The organism is Bradyrhizobium hipponense (genome assembly GCF_008123965.1).
GTDB lineage: Bacteria > Pseudomonadota > Alphaproteobacteria > Rhizobiales > Xanthobacteraceae > Bradyrhizobium > Bradyrhizobium hipponense.
Genome location: NZ_VSTH01000110.1, coordinates 1 through 18667, shown reverse-complemented (window position 1 = coordinate 18667; position 18667 = coordinate 1). Strand labels below are relative to the sequence as shown.

The 18667-nt window shown below is 60.6% G+C and carries 13 protein-coding genes and 3 pseudogenes; 9 read left to right on the top strand and 7 right to left on the bottom strand.

The window, feature by feature from the left end; all coding sequences use genetic code 11:
* Positions 1-8: 8 nt before the first annotated feature.
* On the bottom strand, positions 9-641 hold the full coding sequence (locus FXV83_RS29705; protein WP_235940295.1) for a reverse transcriptase domain-containing protein: 633 nt from the start codon (positions 639-641) through the stop codon (positions 9-11).
* A gap of 930 nt (positions 642-1571) precedes the next feature.
* On the opposite strand from FXV83_RS29705, the gene FXV83_RS44980 reads away from it, so the two are divergent.
* The 5 genes from FXV83_RS44980 to FXV83_RS29690 all read left to right on the top strand — a co-directional run bounded on the left by FXV83_RS44980 (position 1572) and on the right by FXV83_RS29690 (position 7020).
* The gene (locus tag FXV83_RS44980) at positions 1572-1703 is read left to right on the top strand and encodes a hypothetical protein (protein WP_283811734.1); all 132 of its coding nucleotides are present in this window, start codon (positions 1572-1574) and stop codon (positions 1701-1703) included.
* Between the two features lie 942 nt (positions 1704-2645).
* Positions 2646-3800: a M24 family metallopeptidase gene (locus tag FXV83_RS29700; RefSeq protein ID WP_148743146.1), complete on the top strand. Its 1155-nt coding sequence runs from the start codon at positions 2646-2648 to the stop codon at positions 3798-3800.
* A 1086-nt stretch (positions 3801-4886) separates the two neighbouring features.
* Complete coding sequence (locus FXV83_RS44355; RefSeq protein ID WP_235940294.1) at positions 4887-5381, top strand: thiamine pyrophosphate-binding protein; 495 nt, start codon at positions 4887-4889, stop codon at positions 5379-5381.
* Positions 5291-6574, top strand: a complete 1284-nt coding sequence (locus FXV83_RS29695) for a thiamine pyrophosphate-dependent enzyme (RefSeq protein WP_235940292.1) — start codon at positions 5291-5293, stop codon at positions 6572-6574. The genes FXV83_RS44355 and FXV83_RS29695 overlap by 91 nt, the downstream gene beginning before the upstream one ends.
* A 221-nt stretch (positions 6575-6795) precedes the next feature.
* Positions 6796-7020: a hypothetical protein gene (locus FXV83_RS29690; protein ID WP_148743145.1), complete on the top strand. Its 225-nt coding sequence runs from the start codon at positions 6796-6798 to the stop codon at positions 7018-7020.
* 711 nt (positions 7021-7731) lie between these two features.
* Here the strand turns inward: FXV83_RS29690 and FXV83_RS29685 are convergent.
* Positions 7732-9159, bottom strand: a complete 1428-nt coding sequence (locus tag FXV83_RS29685; RefSeq protein WP_148743144.1) for an FAD-binding oxidoreductase — start codon at positions 9157-9159, stop codon at positions 7732-7734.
* Between the two features lie 291 nt (positions 9160-9450).
* Complete coding sequence (locus FXV83_RS29680) at positions 9451-10101, bottom strand: LysR substrate-binding domain-containing protein (RefSeq protein ID WP_148743143.1); 651 nt, start codon at positions 10099-10101, stop codon at positions 9451-9453.
* Between the two features lie 107 nt (positions 10102-10208).
* Between FXV83_RS29680 and FXV83_RS29675 the strand changes: the two are divergent.
* Positions 10209-11143, top strand: a pseudogene (locus tag FXV83_RS29675) (2-oxoadipate dioxygenase/decarboxylase family protein); the annotation flags it as partial.
* A 1088-nt stretch (positions 11144-12231) separates the two neighbouring features.
* Complete coding sequence (locus tag FXV83_RS43590; protein WP_210250775.1) at positions 12232-12621, top strand: MFS transporter; 390 nt, start codon at positions 12232-12234, stop codon at positions 12619-12621.
* Between the two features lie 245 nt (positions 12622-12866).
* On the opposite strand, the gene FXV83_RS29665 is transcribed toward FXV83_RS43590, so the two are convergent.
* Complete coding sequence (locus FXV83_RS29665) at positions 12867-13181, bottom strand: IS4 family transposase (RefSeq protein ID WP_283811733.1); 315 nt, start codon at positions 13179-13181, stop codon at positions 12867-12869.
* A 165-nt stretch (positions 13182-13346) separates the two neighbouring features.
* The gene (locus FXV83_RS29660; RefSeq protein ID WP_148743142.1) at positions 13347-14339 is read right to left on the bottom strand and encodes an integrase catalytic domain-containing protein; all 993 of its coding nucleotides are present in this window, start codon (positions 14337-14339) and stop codon (positions 13347-13349) included.
* 412 nt (positions 14340-14751) lie between these two features.
* On the opposite strand from FXV83_RS29660, the pseudogene istA reads away from it, so the two are divergent.
* A pseudogene (gene istA, locus FXV83_RS29655) lies at positions 14752-16062 on the top strand (IS21 family transposase).
* Positions 16062-16736: pseudogene (gene istB / locus FXV83_RS29650) on the top strand (IS21-like element helper ATPase IstB); the annotation flags it as partial. The pseudogenes istA and istB, both read left to right, overlap by 1 nt.
* A gap of 163 nt (positions 16737-16899) precedes the next feature.
* Here the strand turns inward: istB and FXV83_RS43585 are convergent.
* Both FXV83_RS43585 and FXV83_RS43580 read right to left on the bottom strand, forming a co-directional pair.
* Complete coding sequence (locus FXV83_RS43585; protein ID WP_210250773.1) at positions 16900-17541, bottom strand: hypothetical protein; 642 nt, start codon at positions 17539-17541, stop codon at positions 16900-16902.
* A 97-nt stretch (positions 17542-17638) separates the two neighbouring features.
* Complete coding sequence (locus tag FXV83_RS43580; protein ID WP_235940298.1) at positions 17639-18037, bottom strand: recombinase family protein; 399 nt, start codon at positions 18035-18037, stop codon at positions 17639-17641.
* Between the last annotated feature and the right edge of the window lie 630 nt (positions 18038-18667).

The following is an 18667-nucleotide window of genomic DNA, read 5'->3' as shown; positions in this document are numbered from 1 at the left end:
TTTTGCGTTCAGGGAGCCAGAACACCGCCTTGCGGAACGCCCTCACTTGCTGCGAAGAATAAGCCACGCTCAACGTCACCGGCTTTGAGAATGCGCCAGAGCAGATCAATGAATCGCAGGTTCCTGATGCGACGTCGTACGCATTTCAGGAGCAGCTGATGATGGACAGTGTCGAAGTAGCTCGCCAGATCACCTTCGATGATCCAGCGCCCCTTCGAGTCAGAGGCATCCTGCGACTGCATCCTCACTGTACGAACCGCGTGATGAACACTGCGTTCGGGACGGAAGCCGTAGGAACCAGAGTGGAAGTCGCTCTCCCAGATCGGCTCCATGGCCATCAGCACCGCCCGCTGGACGATGCGGTCCAGCAGGATCGGTATGCCCAACTTGCCGTTGGTCTTCGGGATATGGATTCGCTTGACCGGCGTTGGGCGGCAAGTGCCGTCCAACAGCGCCACGCGCAGCCGATCCAGATGGCGCTCCAGAACAGCAGCAAGTCGTCGCTTGTCCATTCCGTCAAGAGCTGGTGTATTGGCGCCCTTCGACGCCAGGACAGTTCGGGCCGCCTCAGCAAGCCAATTCCTGTCGGTGATGAGCCGGAGCAATCGATCAAACCGGCGGGTCTGATCGGCCGCGCCCACGTCGCGAGCTTGTGCTGCATTTCACTGATTATCAAAGGTCTTCACCTCATTAGGTTAGATCACGTGCACTCCAAGCAAGTCAAACTGGTCCCCTTCGCCAGTGACCGGCTTTCCCAGCCTCGGACTACTATGGGAGCTCTGCCAGCATGACGGACATCAGGGTCGACTCCCTTGCCATTCCGCTCATGCCTTGCCTCGTTCATATGTTGGACTACCAGCGCATCGGTGACGTTGCCGGTCGCAGTCTTTTCCCTTGCTTGCTGCAAGTCGATGCCGTTGCCTCGGGTTTGGCTGCGTTCTCCCCCTCGGCCCACGCAAGACGCCTTACATCTACGCTCCGGTCGCGTTCGGGTGTCTCCCGCCACATATCCTTCGACACCATTCAGCTTTCCCCCTGCTGAACCGTGTCGGCGGAACCGGTTCGTGTTCCTCAACCCTCCTATACTTAGCCTCAAGGAACCATCTCGGCGTAACGGTTTCGCCTCAGTGCCCTTTACCTGTGGGCTACGTCACCCTGCCAGTTGACAGCAGGTCACCGCCGCTTGGGCTTATGCTTCCCCACAGCAGGAAGCAGGCGCGTCAAATTCCTCCTTTCTCAATGCATTCCAAACATATGCCCCCCAATTTCTCGGAGCGAGGCGCACTGTAGGTGATGTCGACGCACCAGATCGCGACGCCTCGCAGCAGATAGGGGGAGATCTTGTTCCCCCGGGGCGGGCTTGCTGTTGCGGGGCTCGGCCCGAGCGCCTCGATCCCCATCTTGCATCAGTCGCTGCACGCGCTGGCGATTGATGGCATGGCTCTCGCCCCGCAGCACCGCCGCCCCCTGCGGCGAGCCGAGGAACGGCCAACTCGTGAGCAGTTCATCGATCCGCCGCATTAGCACCGGACCATCGTCGTCGATGGCGGCATGTCGCGGCCGATAGACCCTTGAGCGGCGACGCCGAGCAGCTGGCACTGCCGGCGCACCGACAGCTCTCCAAGGTTGCGGTCGACGAGCACGCGGCGATCCGGGCGCTCATCTTCCGGACCTCTTCGCTAAAGATCCCGCTCGATGATTAACTGGCCGATTTTGGCGTGTAGCTTCTCAATCTCTCGCTCGTGCCCGGCTGCGCAGTCGTCGCTGCCGCTCTCGAACGTCAGCGCTGCCTGATCCAGAACCTGCTTCTTCGAGGCGTAAATCTGGTTCGGGGCACCTGATAGCGCCGCGCCAGATCGTCCACCGTCGCATGCTCCCGCAGCGCCTCCAGCGCGATCTTCGCCTTCAGCGCCGCGTCAATCTTCCGTCTCGTCCTATCGCGGCCAGTCATCAAGACGCGACCCGGAATCCGGGGCACTATCTGCCCGACGAGATGATCGCGAACGTCTGCAAGCATGGCGCGGTTGTTTGCTCCGGACTGAAGACCATAGACCGGCCGTACTCGTTGCGGAGCAATCGTTCCATGCCCCTTTTTGGATAGCTAAAATACTTTGAGCTCCTAAAACAGCCCATGCGTCCATCGTCTCTTAAACAACCCCGATCATGTTCGCAGGATTAATAACAAGGTGATCCAAAGCAAACGAAGGGGGGGCGTGCCGCGCGGCGATCAGGATGAAGTGCACTTACTGGTCAGATTGTCGCGCTATAACCGAGCCCCACCGCGGACGCGGTGTCTCCTGGTGAGCAGAATGGTGCCCCTCTCGTAACGGCAGCCGCGTTCTGTGGTGTGCTCGGCAATGGCGATGAGGAAACGGGCCGCAGGCCTGCCTCAGCAATCGGTGCCCTCATCGAGGACAGGCGAATGTGAGGCACATCGCAGTTGAATCTAAGCTGCGGATACGACGCGCGCCTGGGTCGCCGCTGCGTCTACCATCCAACACCTTCAAACTCGTATCATGCAGGATTTGGGCGAAAGTCGTGGGTATTCGCGGTTTTTACGCGTCCGCACATGTTAAGTTTTCGAGTATAGCAACGGCGGTACATCGCCGTCGTACAAACGTAATCTGACAAGGAGAACGCTGTTCGTGCCCGCATTTAGTCAACAGGAATACCGCGAGCGCACCACTCGGCTGCGTCAGCAAATGGCGGCGCGCGGCATGGACACGCTGCTTGTCCTGAACGAGCCAAATATGAACTATCTGACTGGCTATGACGGAATGTCGGATTATGTTCCGCAGCTGGCTCTCGTGTGTCAAGACGAGGAAGATCCTTGGTTGATCTTGCGCGAGATGGATTTCACATGCGCAACGGCCAGCTCCTACCTGCCGCACTCGCGCATTCTCACTTATCCCGAAAAATACATTGGCTCGAGCCAGCGGACGGCCTGGCAGCCGATCGCCAATCTGATCCGCGAGCGTACTAAGTCGAACCGAATCGGGGTTGAGCTGACGGCTAAGATGTTTGGAGTGAAGGCCCATGCCGCTCTCGCCAGCAACCTCGACCTATCGAAGTCCGTCGACGCCGATGGCATGATCTCTAAACAGAAAACGATAAAGTCACCGGCCGAGCTCGCCTACATGGAGCAGGCCGGAAAAATCGTAGATAGGGCCATGCAGGTAGGCCGGCTCGAGATCGCTGTCGGTGCGCGCGAGTGCGACGTAGGCGCCGCCATTATGAATGCTTTGTGCAAAGGCACACCCGAATTCCCCGGCGGGGTTTGCCGCTTTCCAACTATGCCTGTTGGCTCTCCTGCCACTGCACCGCATCTCAAGTGGTCCGACGCGAGCTATAAGATCGGCTGTCAGACAAATTTCGAGATGGGCGCCTTCCGCCACCGGTATGCCTGTGCCTTGTCACGAACGGTATTTTTGGGTGAGCCCCCCGCTCGGGCGCGGCACCTACATCAAGCCGCATTGGACGGCTTCCTCGCGCAGCTCGAAGTAATACGGCCGGGAGTAAAATGCTCGGATGCTTGGCAAGCTTTCCAGCGCGCCTTTAAACCTTATGGTGTACGTAAAGAGTCCAGGAGCGGTTACTCCATCGGAATCGATTGGGTCGACGGCGGAGGCAGCTTCCAGGCCGACGACCACACCGTAATTGAACCCAACATGACTTTCCACGTCCTCATCGGCATTTGGGAGAGGGATGACGGTTACATCTTCAGTGAGACTGTCCGCGTGACCGAGAACGGCGCGAAGTCGCTGAGCAGCGTCTCGCGTGACCTTCTGGTCAATTACTGACCTTCCACCGTCTCGCGGGGTCGGCCGGCTCAATTAGCCGTCGACCTCGGGTTGGGCGGAGCGATTGGGACAGCGAGTCGCGAGCACTCATACGTTTCTTCGCAGTGCGTCTCTGTCGGCTCGTGAAGAGCAACTCCTAAAGCATCCAGGTGCCGCAACGACAGCTGCGTGGCACAATTGGCCCCAGGCTCAACCTTCTGGGAAGGCCCGAGTGCCGCGATGAACCGTATTGCGATAGGCAGGCCCGTTGCGAATATGCGGTTTTCCGCCAGCCCGACAATTGGGCAGCGCTTGATTATAGGGCTCTTTCGCGTACTGCCGCAGTGGTAGCCGCCGATCGAATTAAAGATCCCAATTCTGCCCGCTGATCGGCTTCGACAGCCAGCTATAGCGACGCTATGGCAAAAAGGGCAGGCGGTAAAATCTACTTGAGTACATTCAGCCTCGCGGAGCTAACTAGCTTGCTCTGCTTAAAGCCGCACGCGGGGATGTTCAAACCCAAAACTTGAGCTGGGAGCAACTGGACGGCCCCGCACGTCAATTCTCACGAGGAATTCCTCCGCCGATCTGGAAAAATTAGCCGAGATATTCACCGCGAGCAGAAACCGGCCGATTTCGCTTTTCATCACAAGATATTTTGTGCGTAGGACGGCGTCCAGCGCACGGGCGCCAATCAAGGCTCGAAACCGGATGCACACGCGCCAACTGCTTTTTGTCGAATGCCGAGCGGCAGGTCAAGCCGCGCTACGCGATGCATAGCGAGTCTAAACTCTGCGACGCGGAGCGGGAGGCGCACGAGCGAATCCGCAGCATACTGCAGCGATTCGGCACTAGCCACGCAAGTCGGTGAAGCGGCGACGATCGATGCGCTCCGCTCGGGCTACCCGGTCCACCCCGGCGTCGGCATTTTCAACGTCAAGTCGTCGCTTGTTGATCGTGGGATGACCACTGCGCCCGCGACGACGCTTTCGGCGCATTCCGCACTCTGCCTGCACAGAAGCCGTCCACATTCTGGCGCCACGCTCGATCACAGCGCATCATCGTGACCGTCCCATAATCGCTTCCCTCTGCCCGAAAGGAACTACAATGAACCAACCAAGCGAAGCGAAAACCAATTTGCGAACTGGCGGCCAGATTCTTATCGACCAACTGGTCTTGCAAGGCGTCGACCGTGTGACTTGTGTGCCTAGCGAGAGCTATCTCGCAGCGCTCAACGCGCTGCATGATACGAATATCGACGTCATGATCTGCCGCGCCGAAGGCGGTGCAGCGATGATGGCGGATGCTTATGGCAAGCTCACGGGCCGGCCCGGCATCTGCTTTGTCACGCGAGGTCCTGGCGCGACCAATGCCAGCCACGGCGTGCACATTGCGATGCAGCATTCGACGCCAATGATCCTGTTCGTCGGACAGGTCGGTAGCACTATGCGCGAGCACGAGGCCTTTCAGGAGATCGACTACAAAGCCGTGTTTTGCACCATGGCAAAGTGGTGGTTGAGATCGATCGTCCAGATCGCATTCCAGAGCTGGCTGCGCGCGGCTTTCGCGTTGCCATGCAGGGCCGCCGCGGCCCCGTGGTAATTGTGCTACCCGAAAATATACTGACCGAAAAGGCCGCTGTGAGCGACGCACCTAGTGTGGACGCGGCGCTAAGCTGGCCTGCGCCGCCGGACATCGAGCAGCTTGGCATGCTGCTCTCGAAGGCGAAAGCGCCATTCGTCATCCTCGGTGGATCGGGTTGGGATGAGGCGGCAAGTAAACGCATTGCGCGGTTTGCGGAGCGCTTCGATCTGCCGGTCGCAACCTCATTTCGCCGCGCGTCGCTGTTCGACGCCGGTCATCCCAACTATGCCGGCGATCTGGGCGTCGGGCCTGATCCTCGCCTGAAGGCACGTATCACGGACGCCGACCTTATCCTCTTGATCGGCGGCCGGATGTCGGAGATGCCATCGTTGTCGTATACGTTGCTCGATGTTCCCTCGGCGACCAAGCAGTTGGTGGGTGCATGTGCATCCCGGCGCGGAAGAGCTTGGTCGCGTTTATCAGCCGACGCTCGCGATTCAAGCGAGCCCGATCGCCTTTGCTCAGCCGTCGATACACTCAGGCCGGCGGCTGCTCCCGCCTGGGCGGGCGAAGCCGCGAAAGCTAATTGCGAGTACGTAAAGTGGACCGAGACGCCCCGCGAGCTGCCGGGCCCCTTCCAATATGGCAAGATCGTAGCATGGTGGCGCGATCGACTCCCCACAAACGCGATCATCTGTAATGGCGCCGGTAATTATACCGGGTGGCTGCATCGGCACCATCGATTCCATGCGTTCGCAGCGCAGCTTGCACCGACTTCAGGCTCGATGGGCTACGGGATGCCGGCTGCGGTGCTGGCGAAACGCCAATTTCCCGATCGCGTCATCGTAGCATTCGCCGGCGACGGATGTTTTCTGATGAACGGGCAAGAATTTTCGACTGCCGTGCGATATAGCGCTGCGATTATTGTTATCCTCATTGACAACAGCCAATATGGCACGATTCCCATGCACCAAGAGCGCGAATATCCGGGCCGCGTAATCGGTACGCAGCTACAAAATCCCGATTTCGCTCTGTACGCCAGGGCTTTCGGCGGTTACGGCGAACGGGTCGAACGCACCCAAGAGTTCGGGCCAGCTTTCGAGTGTGCACTCGCTTCGGGCAAACCGGCCATCCTGCACTGCCTGCTCGATCCGCGCGCGATTTCCGTCGGAAAAGACTCTGCCCCGACCAGTGCTAAAGCCATGCGTTAGAATGGAGCTCACGGTCTGCAATCAATTGTGCCCGAGCGCCTACAACGATAGCCGGCGGGTCGGTCTGCCCTCTCGGCCATTTCATGATCGGCTCCCTGGTCTCGGTGGAATCCTGCGCAGTCACATAAAAATTGCTAAAATTTTGCGGCTTTTGGTGCGCACCATGCATCGGTGGCCTGCGCTGGCCTTTCGACTAGAAAGATCGAAGCAAGGAAATCCCGGTGAAGCGCGGCGTCTCCGAAGAGATCAAGCCGCAGAAATACCGCTTGGGTCTGGCGGCTGGATCCTCCGAAAGCGTGGCTGTCGGCCACAGCGTCTTTGCCAAGGCCAATGCAGAAGCTGGCATCGGCGCGACAGACTATTATTGCAAGCGTGGTGCAGTAGCTCTGAGAGCCGCTCGTGAGGTTCTTGCATATGGCGATATGATCGTGAAGGAGCCGCGGTGAATGCAGCTCTTGCAGAAGTCCCGATGTAACTCAATCGCCTACGAAACGGTAACTGACGCTCACGGCCCTCCAGATTGAGTCGATATTTTCGTCCTTCTGAAGGCGTGAAAAAGGCGCTACTCTTGTTGAGGAGAAGAATGTCCTTGACCGGATCTTCGGCGGCGTACGTTGATTCAAGTAACTGTCTCGAGCAACTTGGTTGTGGTGGGTGGGGAGGAAAATATCAAGGCGTCACCGAGGAAGCGGCGCATTCCGGAAATGAGTAACCTGCTGATCCATGGGCGAGACGTTGCTCCGGCCGTCAGGCAGGGATAAACCGCACGCTTGGGGCGGTGCTGCTTGGCTGCCGGTCCATTCCGCGACGAGCTCACCCAAATCTTCCGATCGCAGCGACGCTCTGCGCCTCTGCCGGGGCATTATCCGCGCGGGACGGCCTAATCTGTAGCAATGCCTCGAGGAGGTGGCCGCATCCGGCGATAGCTTACCCAGCCCGATTTGGTGTATCTCTCTTTCCAAACCGACAGCGTTCGCCTGTTTTAGACGATATTGGCTCCAAGCCTCGCACCCGTACTTGACGGAACGCAAGCGGCACAACGGCCATAGCTCGGTTCAGCTCGCGACCACAAGCCCCGAGGCCGCCATCTCGGAGGCGGTCGAAACTGTGGAATGGTGAAGCTGGCGGCAGTCGAGAGGACACCGCGTTTGCTCTTCTTAGAGAACCTTGCCAGGGTTCATGATACCGAGCGGATCGAGCATGGCTTTGACGGACCGCATCAACTCGATCGCAACCTTGTCCTTCACCTCGGGGAGCTCGTCGCGCTTGAGCACGCCGATGCCGTGCTCGGCCGAGATCGAGCCGCCCATGCGCAGCACGATCTCGAACACCACGGCGTTGACGTCGTGCCAGCGCGCCAGATAATCGGCCGTGTTGGCGCCGATCGGCTGGCTGACATTGTAGTGCAGATTGCCGTCGCCGAGATGACCGAACGGAACCGGCCGCGCGCCGGGGATCAGCTTCACTACCGCGGCGTTCGCCTCCTCGATGAATGCCGGCACGGCGACGACCGGCACCGAGATGTCGTGCTTGATTGAGCCGCCCTCCGGCTTCTGCGCCGCCGACATTTCCTCGCGCAGCTTCCAGAAATTGTTGCGCTGGGCGAGGCTGGCCGCGATCACGGCGTCGTCGACGATCTCCTCTTCCATCGCGCGGCCGAGGATCGTCTCCAGCGGCGTGCGGGCATCGTCGCTCGGAGAAGACAGTTCCATCAGCACGTACCAGGGATGCGTTTCTTGGAGCGGATCGCGCACGTCGATGCCGTGGCGCACCGAGAAGTCGACCGCCATCTCCGACAGCAATTCAAAGCTCGTCAGCGCGTTGGCGGCTTCGCCCTGCGCGATCGTCAACAGCTTCAAGGCCGCCGCCGGTGATTTCAGTCCGACATAAGCGGTCTCGACCGCCCGTGGCTTCGGAAACAGTTTGAGCGTCGCCGCCGTGATGATGCCGAGCGTGCCTTCCGCGCCGATGAAGAGGTTGTGCAGATTGTAGCCGGTGTTGTCCTTCTTCAGCTTGGACAGCACGTTGAGCACGCGCCCGTCGGCGAGTACCACCTCCACCCCCAGTGCCATCTCGCGCGCCACGCCATAGGCGAGCGCGGCGGTGCCGCCGGCATTGGTGGAGAGATTGCCGCCGATGGTGCAGCTGCCCTCGGCGCCGAGCGAGAGCGGAAACAACCGGTCGACACCGGACGCCTTCTGCTGCGCGACTTGCAGCACCACGCCGGCCTCGCAGGTCATGGTGTTGGAGGCGGTGTCGACCTCGCGGATCTTGTCGAGTCGCCGCAGCGACACCACCACCTCGCCATTGTGCGGCATCTGGCCGCCGACGAGCCCGGTGTTGCCGCCCTGCGGCACCAGCGCGATTTTGTGCTCCGAGGCGAGCTTGCAGATTGCGGAGACTTCCGCGGTCGAGCCCGGGCGCAGCACCAGCGGCGAGCGGCCGTGGAACAGATTGCGCTCCTCGGTGACGTAAGGCTCGATGTCGGCTGCATCAGTTACCGCGTACTTCTCGCCGACTATCTTCTTGAACTTTGCAATCAACTCGGGCGAGAGTGGAGGTGACGACGGTTGGGTGACAGTCACTGTTGTTCTTCTAGCTCCCTATCAGTGCGTTGTAGGCCGTCGTAGATGATGCCTCACTACACAATGAGCCCCCGTACCACGCGGCCGGCGATGGTTTTCGGCAAACTCGTCGGACTTCCCGCCGGGAATAGTCTCGATCATCCGCCCGACCACGGGATTAAAGTGACTCGATATCGTTGCGCCAGGTAAACCTCTGCCGCCATGTTCGGTCGACGATGGGCGCGGCAAGACAACATGTGAGACGTGGCTCCCATCCGCGGACCCTTTTCTTCCAGTTGCCTCTAGATTATGTCAGCGATCTGCGAGGGTTTCGGCGACCAACCAATCGGGGAATACCATGAGGGGAGGGTAGGTCGATCGTTCGGGCGGCCACAGCAAATAGTATCGCTCGGCGCTTTCCATCGGCAAGTCGAGGGCACGAACCAGTTTGCCGGTCGTTAACTCGTCCTGGATCAGAAAAGTAGGCAGCAGCGCCGCGCCGACACCCACCATCGCGGCCGGAACGACCGCCGCAGATTGATCGAAATAGATCGTCTGTCCAGATCCCCCCGCCCATGCGTTGTGCCGCGTCGAGATGCTGAGCAGGGGGGCCTTGTTGAGATCACCCGGCGCGCGAAAACCGTACTGATCTTTCAGCTCGGGACTGCAGGCGGGCACAACCTCTTCGGATCGCAACAAAGCCATCTCAACCCCTGCCCAATCTCTTGGTCCGAAATGGATGGCCGCGTCGAGCCCTTCGCTCCCAAAATCGACAAACGTAAAGCGCGTTTGCAAGGTTGATCGTGATGCCCGGATTCTGTGCCAAAAACTTTGGAAGTCAGGCGCCAGCCAGCACGTGCCGAAGATCGGCAAGATCGCGAGGTTGAGCGTACCTCCCTTGGGATTGGCGCGAAGAGTGAAAGAAGCGGTGCTGATCTTGCGCAGCGCCTCGATATACCACATCGGTATGGTCCTGTGAGCCTCTCCTGGAGGCAGCAATCAGCAAGGAGCTATCTGATGGCCGGGCGCCGGCAAATCCCGATGACATTCGCGACCTGTTCTCACAGGCGATGTCGGACATGTATCGCGCGGAGGTTCCGTAATACGGGACGCTCCTGGAGCTTGGCGCCGAAGTCAACGCCGAAACGCTGCGTCGCGATCTTCAGTTGTGTGCGAGACTCCGGCAGAGCGGCGAACTCGAGAGGGTGGGTGTCGAGCGGCATGGCGCCGTTCGACTCGACACGGCGCAGGAGCTGTTCGACGTTCGTCGCCTCTTCGCAGTCATGGGCATGTATCCTATCGGCTATTATGACTTTTCACTGGCCGGAGTTTCGGTTCATTCAACTGCCTTTCGGCTGATCGCTGACGAAGCTTTGCGTCGCAATCCTTTCCGCGTCTTCACGTCCCTGCTTCGGCTCGAATTGATCGAAGACCCCGAACTACGCGCCAGGCTGCCTCGCGCTCTTGACCTCGATGCCGTTCAGGCAGGAATGCCCGGGCGCGGCATTGTGCCAAAGGCCGTCATAGAGGGGCCGCCGCGTCGCAATTGTCCGATCCTCCTGAGGCAGACCAGCTTCAAGGCGCTGGAAGGGCCGATCGTCTTCAGGCATTGGACGGGTGAGACTGCGGCAGGTACGCACACCGCACGCTTTGGCGAAATCGAGCAGCGCGGCGTCGCGCTGACGGCAAAAGGGCGCAGCCTCTACGATGAGCTACTCGCCTCTGTTCGTCGAGACGTTCAAATCGGCGCGGCCGGATCGAATGCCTCAAGTTATCAAACCGAGCTTTCGGGAACGCTTTAGCTCATTTCCCGACGATTGGGCCCAACTGCGGTCGCGAGGGCCGGCGTTCTTCCGTTATTCTGCGACTGCGGCCGGCCTGGCATCAAGCCGCCGCGGCGTACTGCCGTCGACAGAGGACGAACTACGAGGAGGGTTTTTTGCAATTTGAACCGATCGTGTACGAGGATTTCCTTCCCGTAAGGATGGGTTCTTTAGCACGTTCGCGCGCGGCCAGTATCACGCCGGCGCTCTGACAGCCAAAACGAGAGAGCTCGGAAGCGGTTCCCCGCTTGCGCGGTCAATCAAGATACGCGGATGCTTGTGATCCGGTCGCTCCAGCCCGGCGCTTTTGCGCCGTCTGAGATTGAACGCGTCATGGTGACCCGACCTGCAAGGGGATGGAATGGCTTCGACACGCCTGGAGTCACGGCTGATCCCCTTATCACAGCATGACGCAGGCCATGATGTCAGCGAAGTTCCCTTCCGCCTGCATTGCTCAGAAAACCCGTGACGGAATTGCGATACCTTCGCGTGTCATTCGAGGATCAAGAAGACGTCGTTGGTCGGCGATTCGACAGACGCAGGCGCAATTACTGTTGAAGTAGTGTTAAAACACGATGCGTTCCACAGACGTAGCCGACATGAGCTGGGCCACTGACTTTGAAGCTAGAGTCGAGAAGCTTGCATCTCCGCCACTTCATCATGCCTCCCCATGTGTGTGCGATGTCGCGGCCAGTTTAGAGTCTGCATCTGATATTGGCAGGCTTATGCAGCTCGTCCGGGCATCGCGCTATCGATGGCGGGTCCATTGGACCAGCAGTTCCACCTGATCGACCGAGTGACCGCGCCCTCATCCACGGGTAGGGGGCTTCACTTAGCAGATCGCGCGCATTGGGGCAGGTTATAGCTGCCTGCATGCGTGCCTTTCTGGCGTGCGCATGACTGCGTCGCTTCTGGCCTTCGGGACCGGGTACAGTGCGCTCGTCGTGGGAGTGCTGACGGCCCTGTTCTCGCTTTCGCAGGTCTCCTCATCGCGTTGCCTGCGGCGCGGTTTGCCGACCACGGCTTCAGGCGACCGATGACTGTTGTGATCCGTTGCTTGTGCGGCGGGAACCCCTGCCTCGTGGGCGTGGCCGGTTTTCGGCCTAGCGCTTGTGCTTTTGGATCCGCCCCGTGACCGACCGGCCTCTGAAGCAAACCCAAGAAACCGAAAGAGATCAGAAGGCGTGGGATCCGTGGCGCGCTCCGCTTTTCCGGCGCCTTGTGATGGTGAGCGTGCTACTGGCCTGCTTGCTGCGACACGCACACATTTATTCTGCCGGTTCTCGCGCATGAGCGCGGCTTACCCGCATCGGTCATCGGCACGATCCTCGGCGCAGCCCTCCTGCTCGGCATCTATCCCTTCCGGCCGGGAGCGGGAGCGATGGCTTCGTGCTCGGTGCTGCTCGGGATCGCGATGGGCACCGTTCAGCCGATGGTAATGAGCACAATGCACCGACTCGTGCCTGAACATCGGCATGGCCATGCGATCGCCATGCGTTTGATTGCCGTAAACCTCTCAAGCGTCACGATGCCAATGGTATTCGGCGTCGCGGGGCTCGATCTCGGCGTGAAAGCGGTCTTCTGGATCATGGGAACTGCTGTCGGTTGCGGCTCCCGCATCGCCTTTCAGCATCGGGCAGTGCTCCTGGAAAAAACCTGATTTAGGCGCCGTTTTTGGAGCATCGTTCTTTTCGGTATAGCAGTCGGCGCAATAGTCCTCGGGCTGAAGATCGGGGGCTGTGGCGCTCCGTGCTCAAAGACGCCGCCGCTGATAGCTGTGATTTCGGTTTTTTGAAATGCAAGGCAATGCAAACGACGTGGCGTCAAACACCTACCGGTACGCGGAGCCGATGCTCATCACCGAAATCTGTTATCGCTGTCTCCTGTAAGCGTCTAGCGAACCTTTCAATTACCCACAAATTCTCCTCCGACCATGGCGCCCAGCGCGATGTCGGTAAGGCGTGATAGCCCGCGCCACATGACGGTATTGCCGGGCGGCGGATCGCTGGCGCGGGCGAGATAACCACCGAGCCGGGCGATCTTGATCAGATAGTGCGAGAGCGTTTTCCGTCTTGCTCTTGGTTTGTCGTTGACGAGGCGATCGAGCACGCCGATTTCAGTCGCAGTCAACGCGAGGGTTGGCGGCGTGTCTGGGGCGGAACGGTTGAGCATCGTTATCCAGAAGACCCGCCAACTCAGGATGCAAAAGAGCGAGATCAAATTGGTGAGACGCTGGGCGGTCCTGAGCTTATGTTACCGAAGCGCACCCTGGCGTCTTCTGGGTCGGCTGCCGCGAGTCGGAGCAAGCCGCTCGCGTAGCGCGCCCTCCAGAGCGCCGGAGCGAGCGAGCGGCTTGCGGTGATTCGGCGAAAGATCCTGTCGGGATTAGATACTAAGAGACGAAGCTTGGACCGATAGCGTGATCTCTGTGCTGCTGATGAGCTGTCGAGCGGCCTTTGATCGCCAATTCTTCATCAACCGCTGCACCGTACGCCGCTGATGGCCGCCGAACCGACCGGGCGGATGCGCTTCCAGCCGGGAGAGAAGATCGACCGCGGACAAGTGCGGAGCCGTGGCGAGCCATTCCTCGATGGTGGGAATGTAGGGGTCGAGCATCGATGGCCGACGCGGCACAGGTTTGCGCCGCACATAGCGGCGCCGATGAATGCCCCGCTGCACACCCTGTTTCCAACCATCGCCGAGCTCTCGGGCAAACGCGGCCAAGTCGCTTTGCACCGGCGCGACAGTCATCGCTGGCTTTCCAGCCCGCTGATCAACGCGCTTGCCCAGCTCATTTTGAGCGTCCCGCATCTGTGCCAGCAATGCCACCGGATCAAGCGTGCGGTAAATCTCCCGCAGTCGACGTTTGAATGCCTCATTGAGCCTCGGGTGGACCAATGCTCTTTCGTACGGCGTAGCGGGAGGAAGATAGCGCTTGATCACCTTGGCACCTTCGCGGTGCTTCTCCTTCAACTTAAACGAGGGCTGGAAGAAATTGATGTGCAGCCGCGCCGCCGCAAACAGGCGAGCTAGTGTGCGAGCGGCATCAATGCCTTCAAACCGCCCGTAGCCCACCAGGCGGCGAACGATAGCCCCATTCTTTTGTTCAACGAATGCCTGATCGTTCTTCTTGTAGGCCCTGGAACGAGTGACTTCGACATCGTGAGAGCGGCACCACGACACGACCGTGTCGTTCATGAAGGCGCTGTCGTTGTCAAAATCGAGCCCGCGAACGGGCCAGGGAAATAGATTCTGCGCGCGCTCGAGAGCCTCGACCACAAGAGCTGCTTCACGCACGACGAGCGGAAAGCATTCGGTCCACCCCGTTGCGATATCCACCATCGTTAGCGTCTGAATGAACGCGCCGGATACGGACATGCCGCCGTGCGCAACCAGATCCGCTTCGCAGTACCCTGGCGGAGGTGATCCCCAGTCATTGAATGTGCGCAGGTCCGGCCCCGTCGCCGCGGCACGGCCGATCCCGATGCCTCGTCCACTGACAGTGCTCGGATCGCGTGCTTGCGATGCCACCCCGTAACGGCGCACAGCTCGTCTAGGATCCGTCCCTTATCGAGCCGCCCGCTCGCCCAATAACCGCTCGGCCAGCGCTGATGTGATCTCGCGCTTTGCGCGCATGCTGATCTTTCCTGCCATAGCCGCCACCGAACTGATTCGGCAGCTCCGCCCCAGACACGACAGGGAAGTTGTCCGGTAACATTTTTAGTGAGGCAATGCGCCCCTCGGCGTCACGAGGAATTGCCCCCTCCTTGGATAGCTGAGGAGAGAGCGAATGAACGAGGAACGAATCACGGAAGGCTCGTCGTGGATTGATCCACGGGGGCAGGTGATGAAGACGCCGGATGACGTGGCGGAGATGTTGCGCCTGAGGGCGTGCGGGTGGGGTCTGAAGCGGATTGCGCGGCAGCTGGGCTGCAGCCATCACACGGTGAAGGGCTACGTGGCGGCGGGCGGGGTGAAGCCGTTCAAGTCGCCTGAGCGGGCGAAACGACTCCATGGCCTCGAGGGTTGGCTGCGCGAGAGGTTCATTCGGCATCGCGGCAATGCGGATGTGGTGCGCCAGGACCTGTTGGCCGAAAAAGGCATGGCAGTCAGCCGGCGAACGTTGCAACGCGCCGTGCAGCCCTATCGGCAGGCGCTGAAGGCCGAAGCGCTGGCGACAACGCGGTTCGAAACGCCCCCGGGCCGGCAGCTGCAGATCGACTTCGGCGAGCGTCTGGTCGAGATCGGCGGGGTGAAGATCAAAGCATTCGTGTTCGTGGCGACGCTCGGGCATTCGCGGCGGCTGCATGTCCGTGCGTTCCGGGCCGAGAAGCAAGAGCACTGGTTCGCCGGGCTCGAGAGTGCATTTACGATCTTCGGCGGCGTGCCGGAGGAAGTGCTGATGGACAATCCACGCGCGCTGGTGGTGCGCCACGACGCGGTAAGCCGGTTGGTTCAGTTTAACGACAAGCTGATCGCGTTCGCGAAGCATTGGGGCTTCCGTCCTCGCGCCTGCGCACCGTATCGGGCGCGCACGAAGGGCAAGACGGAGAATGGCGTCGGTTACGTGAAGAAGAATGCGATCGCGGGGCATTCCTTCGCGAGTTGGGTGGCATTCGAGGTGCATCTCGCCGAGTGGGAGCGTGAGGTGGCGAACGTGCGTATCCACGGCACGACCGGCGAGGCGCCGATCGCTCGCTTTGCGCGTGACGAGGCACACCGGTTGAAGCCGCTCGGCGGGCAGCCGTCGTTCGGATCGTTGCGCGAACTGGCCCGCGTCGTCGGCAACGATTGCGCCGTCGAGATCGACACGAACAGCTACTCGGTGCCGTGGCGGCTGATCGGCGAGCGCGTGGCGGTGACAGTTGCGGCGGGCGAGGTGCGCATCCGCCATGGCATGCGCGAGGTTGCGGTCCGCAAATAATCGGAGGGGCGCCGGCTGCGGATCGTCGATTCCGCCCACCTCGACGGGGTTGCCGGTCGCGATGGCGCGGTCTGCCGACCGGCAAACGCGACACCGACAGTGCCGGGGTCGTCTCCACTGCCCTCGTTGTTGCGTCCTCTTGCCGAATACGAAGCAGCGATCGGAGGGAGCTTCTGATGGCGCGCACAAAGAAGGCTACCGAAGCACCAATCGATCGGCTCGAGGCCATGCTGGCGCGGTTGCAGCTCTCCGGCATCCGCGACCAGCTCGACAACCTGCTCGACGAGGCGGCGCGCGCGAGCCTGTCGGCGCGTGAGACGCTGATCCTGCTGTGCGAGCGCGAGATCGCGCGCAAGGATCATCGCCGCATCGAGATGGCGCTGAAACTCGCACACTTCCCGGCCGTGAAGGAGCTTGCGGGCTTCGACTTCGAGGCGCAGCCGTCGATTGATCCGAAACAGATCCGCGACCTGGCCGCGTCACGTTGGATCGCCAACGGCGAGAACGTGCTGCTGCTCGGTCCGTCGGGCGTCGGTAAGACGCACTTGTCGATCGCGCTCGGGCGAGAGGCGATCCTGGCCGGTTACACGGTGCAGTTCACCACCGCGACGACGCTGGTCGCTGGCCTCGCCAAGGCGCATGGTGAGCGGCGCCTGGACGAGAAATTACTCGCGCTGGCGAAGCCAAAGCTGCTGATCGTCGATGAACTCGGCTACCTGCCGCTGGAGCCCGACGCGGCGCATCTGTTCTTCCAGCTGGTCAGCCGCCGCTACGAAAATGGCGCCATGCTGATCACCTCGAACCGCAGCGTTGCCGAATGGGGCACCGTGTTCGCCGAGCCGATGACTTCATGATGCCTCCTTCTTTGAGCACTTGGTGCGTCGCACCCGCTTGCGAACCTGACTGATTTTTTGTCTGAGAGCTCGATCTGCCATGGCGGGCCTTTGGCTAACTGATGACCTGCCAGCAACCTGCGCGCAATAATCGAAGATTGTTTGCGGGGTTACTCCAAGCTCAGTCTGCCGCGCCCTGAATCGAGAAGCTACCGTCGGGCCAGCGCATCGGATTCTTGTCCACGCCATTGATTTTGACGGTTGGAATGCTCCAGCGGGTACGCAGTATCCAGACGTTCTCGCCTTTGAAGGCGCGGCCTCGGGCCGCGACGCCTTCCTGATTGTGTATCGCCGCGATCTCGCCATCCATTTTGCGTTCAGCATTCAACTCGACGATCCGTTGCCGCAACCGATCAATGTCGATGTAATTGCGGTAGGTGTGAACGCGCCGCTGGACGTGATGCTCGCTGGTTGCGCCGGTCTGCCAGACGATCTTGAGCCACACCTGACCTCGGGTCCACTTCTGATCAAGAACGACTTCGCCACGCGCATGCTGCTGCTCGACCGCCTCGACGACACGCAGCTTCTCTTCCCAAGCCCGCTCAAGTGAGCGCGCCACAAGACGGTTCTCGGGCTCGACGGCGTGATACTGACGCCGAGCGGGCTCGGCCTCGTAGCGGGCGCGCTCCACACGAAACGCCCACTGGTGCTCGAGCTGACGGCTCTCCTGCTCCAGTTGGCCCGCCGCCGCGAGTGCGATCTCAATCTGATCCGGCACCCGGGCGTCGAGGACCACCCGGTCGACCAAGGCGTCAACGGCCAAGGCCCGGACTTCCTGGCACAGAACACTGCCTTGCTGGTCCCGATCCGACCGGCAGCAATAGACCGGATAGTCAGCATTCGGGCCGTGTAGCGCATGCTCATGCGCCGTCCACAACGGCCGCAGATTGCAATTCCTTGTAACAGGGCTGCCCCCTTGCGCGGTGCGCCAGCGTGTCCAGCCTCATAGCGGAAGACATTATCTGCCAGGCCCTGGTTGGCCATGAACTCCTCCCAGCTGATATAGCCTGGGTGAGCGGGTGCAGGCAAACCGCCCAATCCGCGATCGCTACCTTGACCGTTCCCGTCAGCGATCCCGGCGGGCATCGGCTCGGATCCTTTTGCCGGCGGCCATAAACATATGCCCCAGCATAAGCCGGATTTTGAAGGATACTAAGGACGCGTACACTATCTGGCGCACGCCAGACGATCTTGTGTGGAGATGGCCCAAGCAGCGGCCGAACCGGCAACGACAATCCGTTCCTGTCCAAGTAAGGCATCACACGGCGAGCGCTTTGCAGTTCCCGGAATTTGGCGAACACGAGATGAAGACGGGCCTGCACCTCCTCGTGGGGTTGAGAATAATTGTGCCCGCTCGATCGTAGACGAGCCCGGCTGGTAGGAGCAGGCGCAGTTCGCCCGGCGCCGCCTTCTGGCGTTCCCCTTGGTGAAGGCGCATCCGAAGCTGATGCAACTCCGCCTCGCTCATGATGCCGGACAAGCCCAACAGCAGGCCGTCGTGGTAGGTGCGTGCGGATCGTAAAGCCGCTCACGATCGGCAATGAGCACGCCGAAGACTGAGCACAGTTCGAGAAGCTGATGCCAGTCCTGGTTATTCCGGGCGAACGCGCTCAGGCGGCCAGCCCAGACTGATGGCACGATCGACAAGACGGTACTGTAGGTCGGTGCTCTCCTGATGCTGGCGCACCCGGTTCACGGATAACTGCCGCACGTACTTGGCTCAGTGTGCGGTCGTGAGCCGCTCGTCAGCGATGTTCGAGTTGATCAGCACGACCCAGTCCCCTTCCGGGCGTGCCGGGGATAGCTTGCATTCGCCGCAGCAGCGCGGCGATCGTTTGAGCAATCTGGGTTTGCGTCGCGGTCGACAGATTCGGCCACAGGCGCGGAAT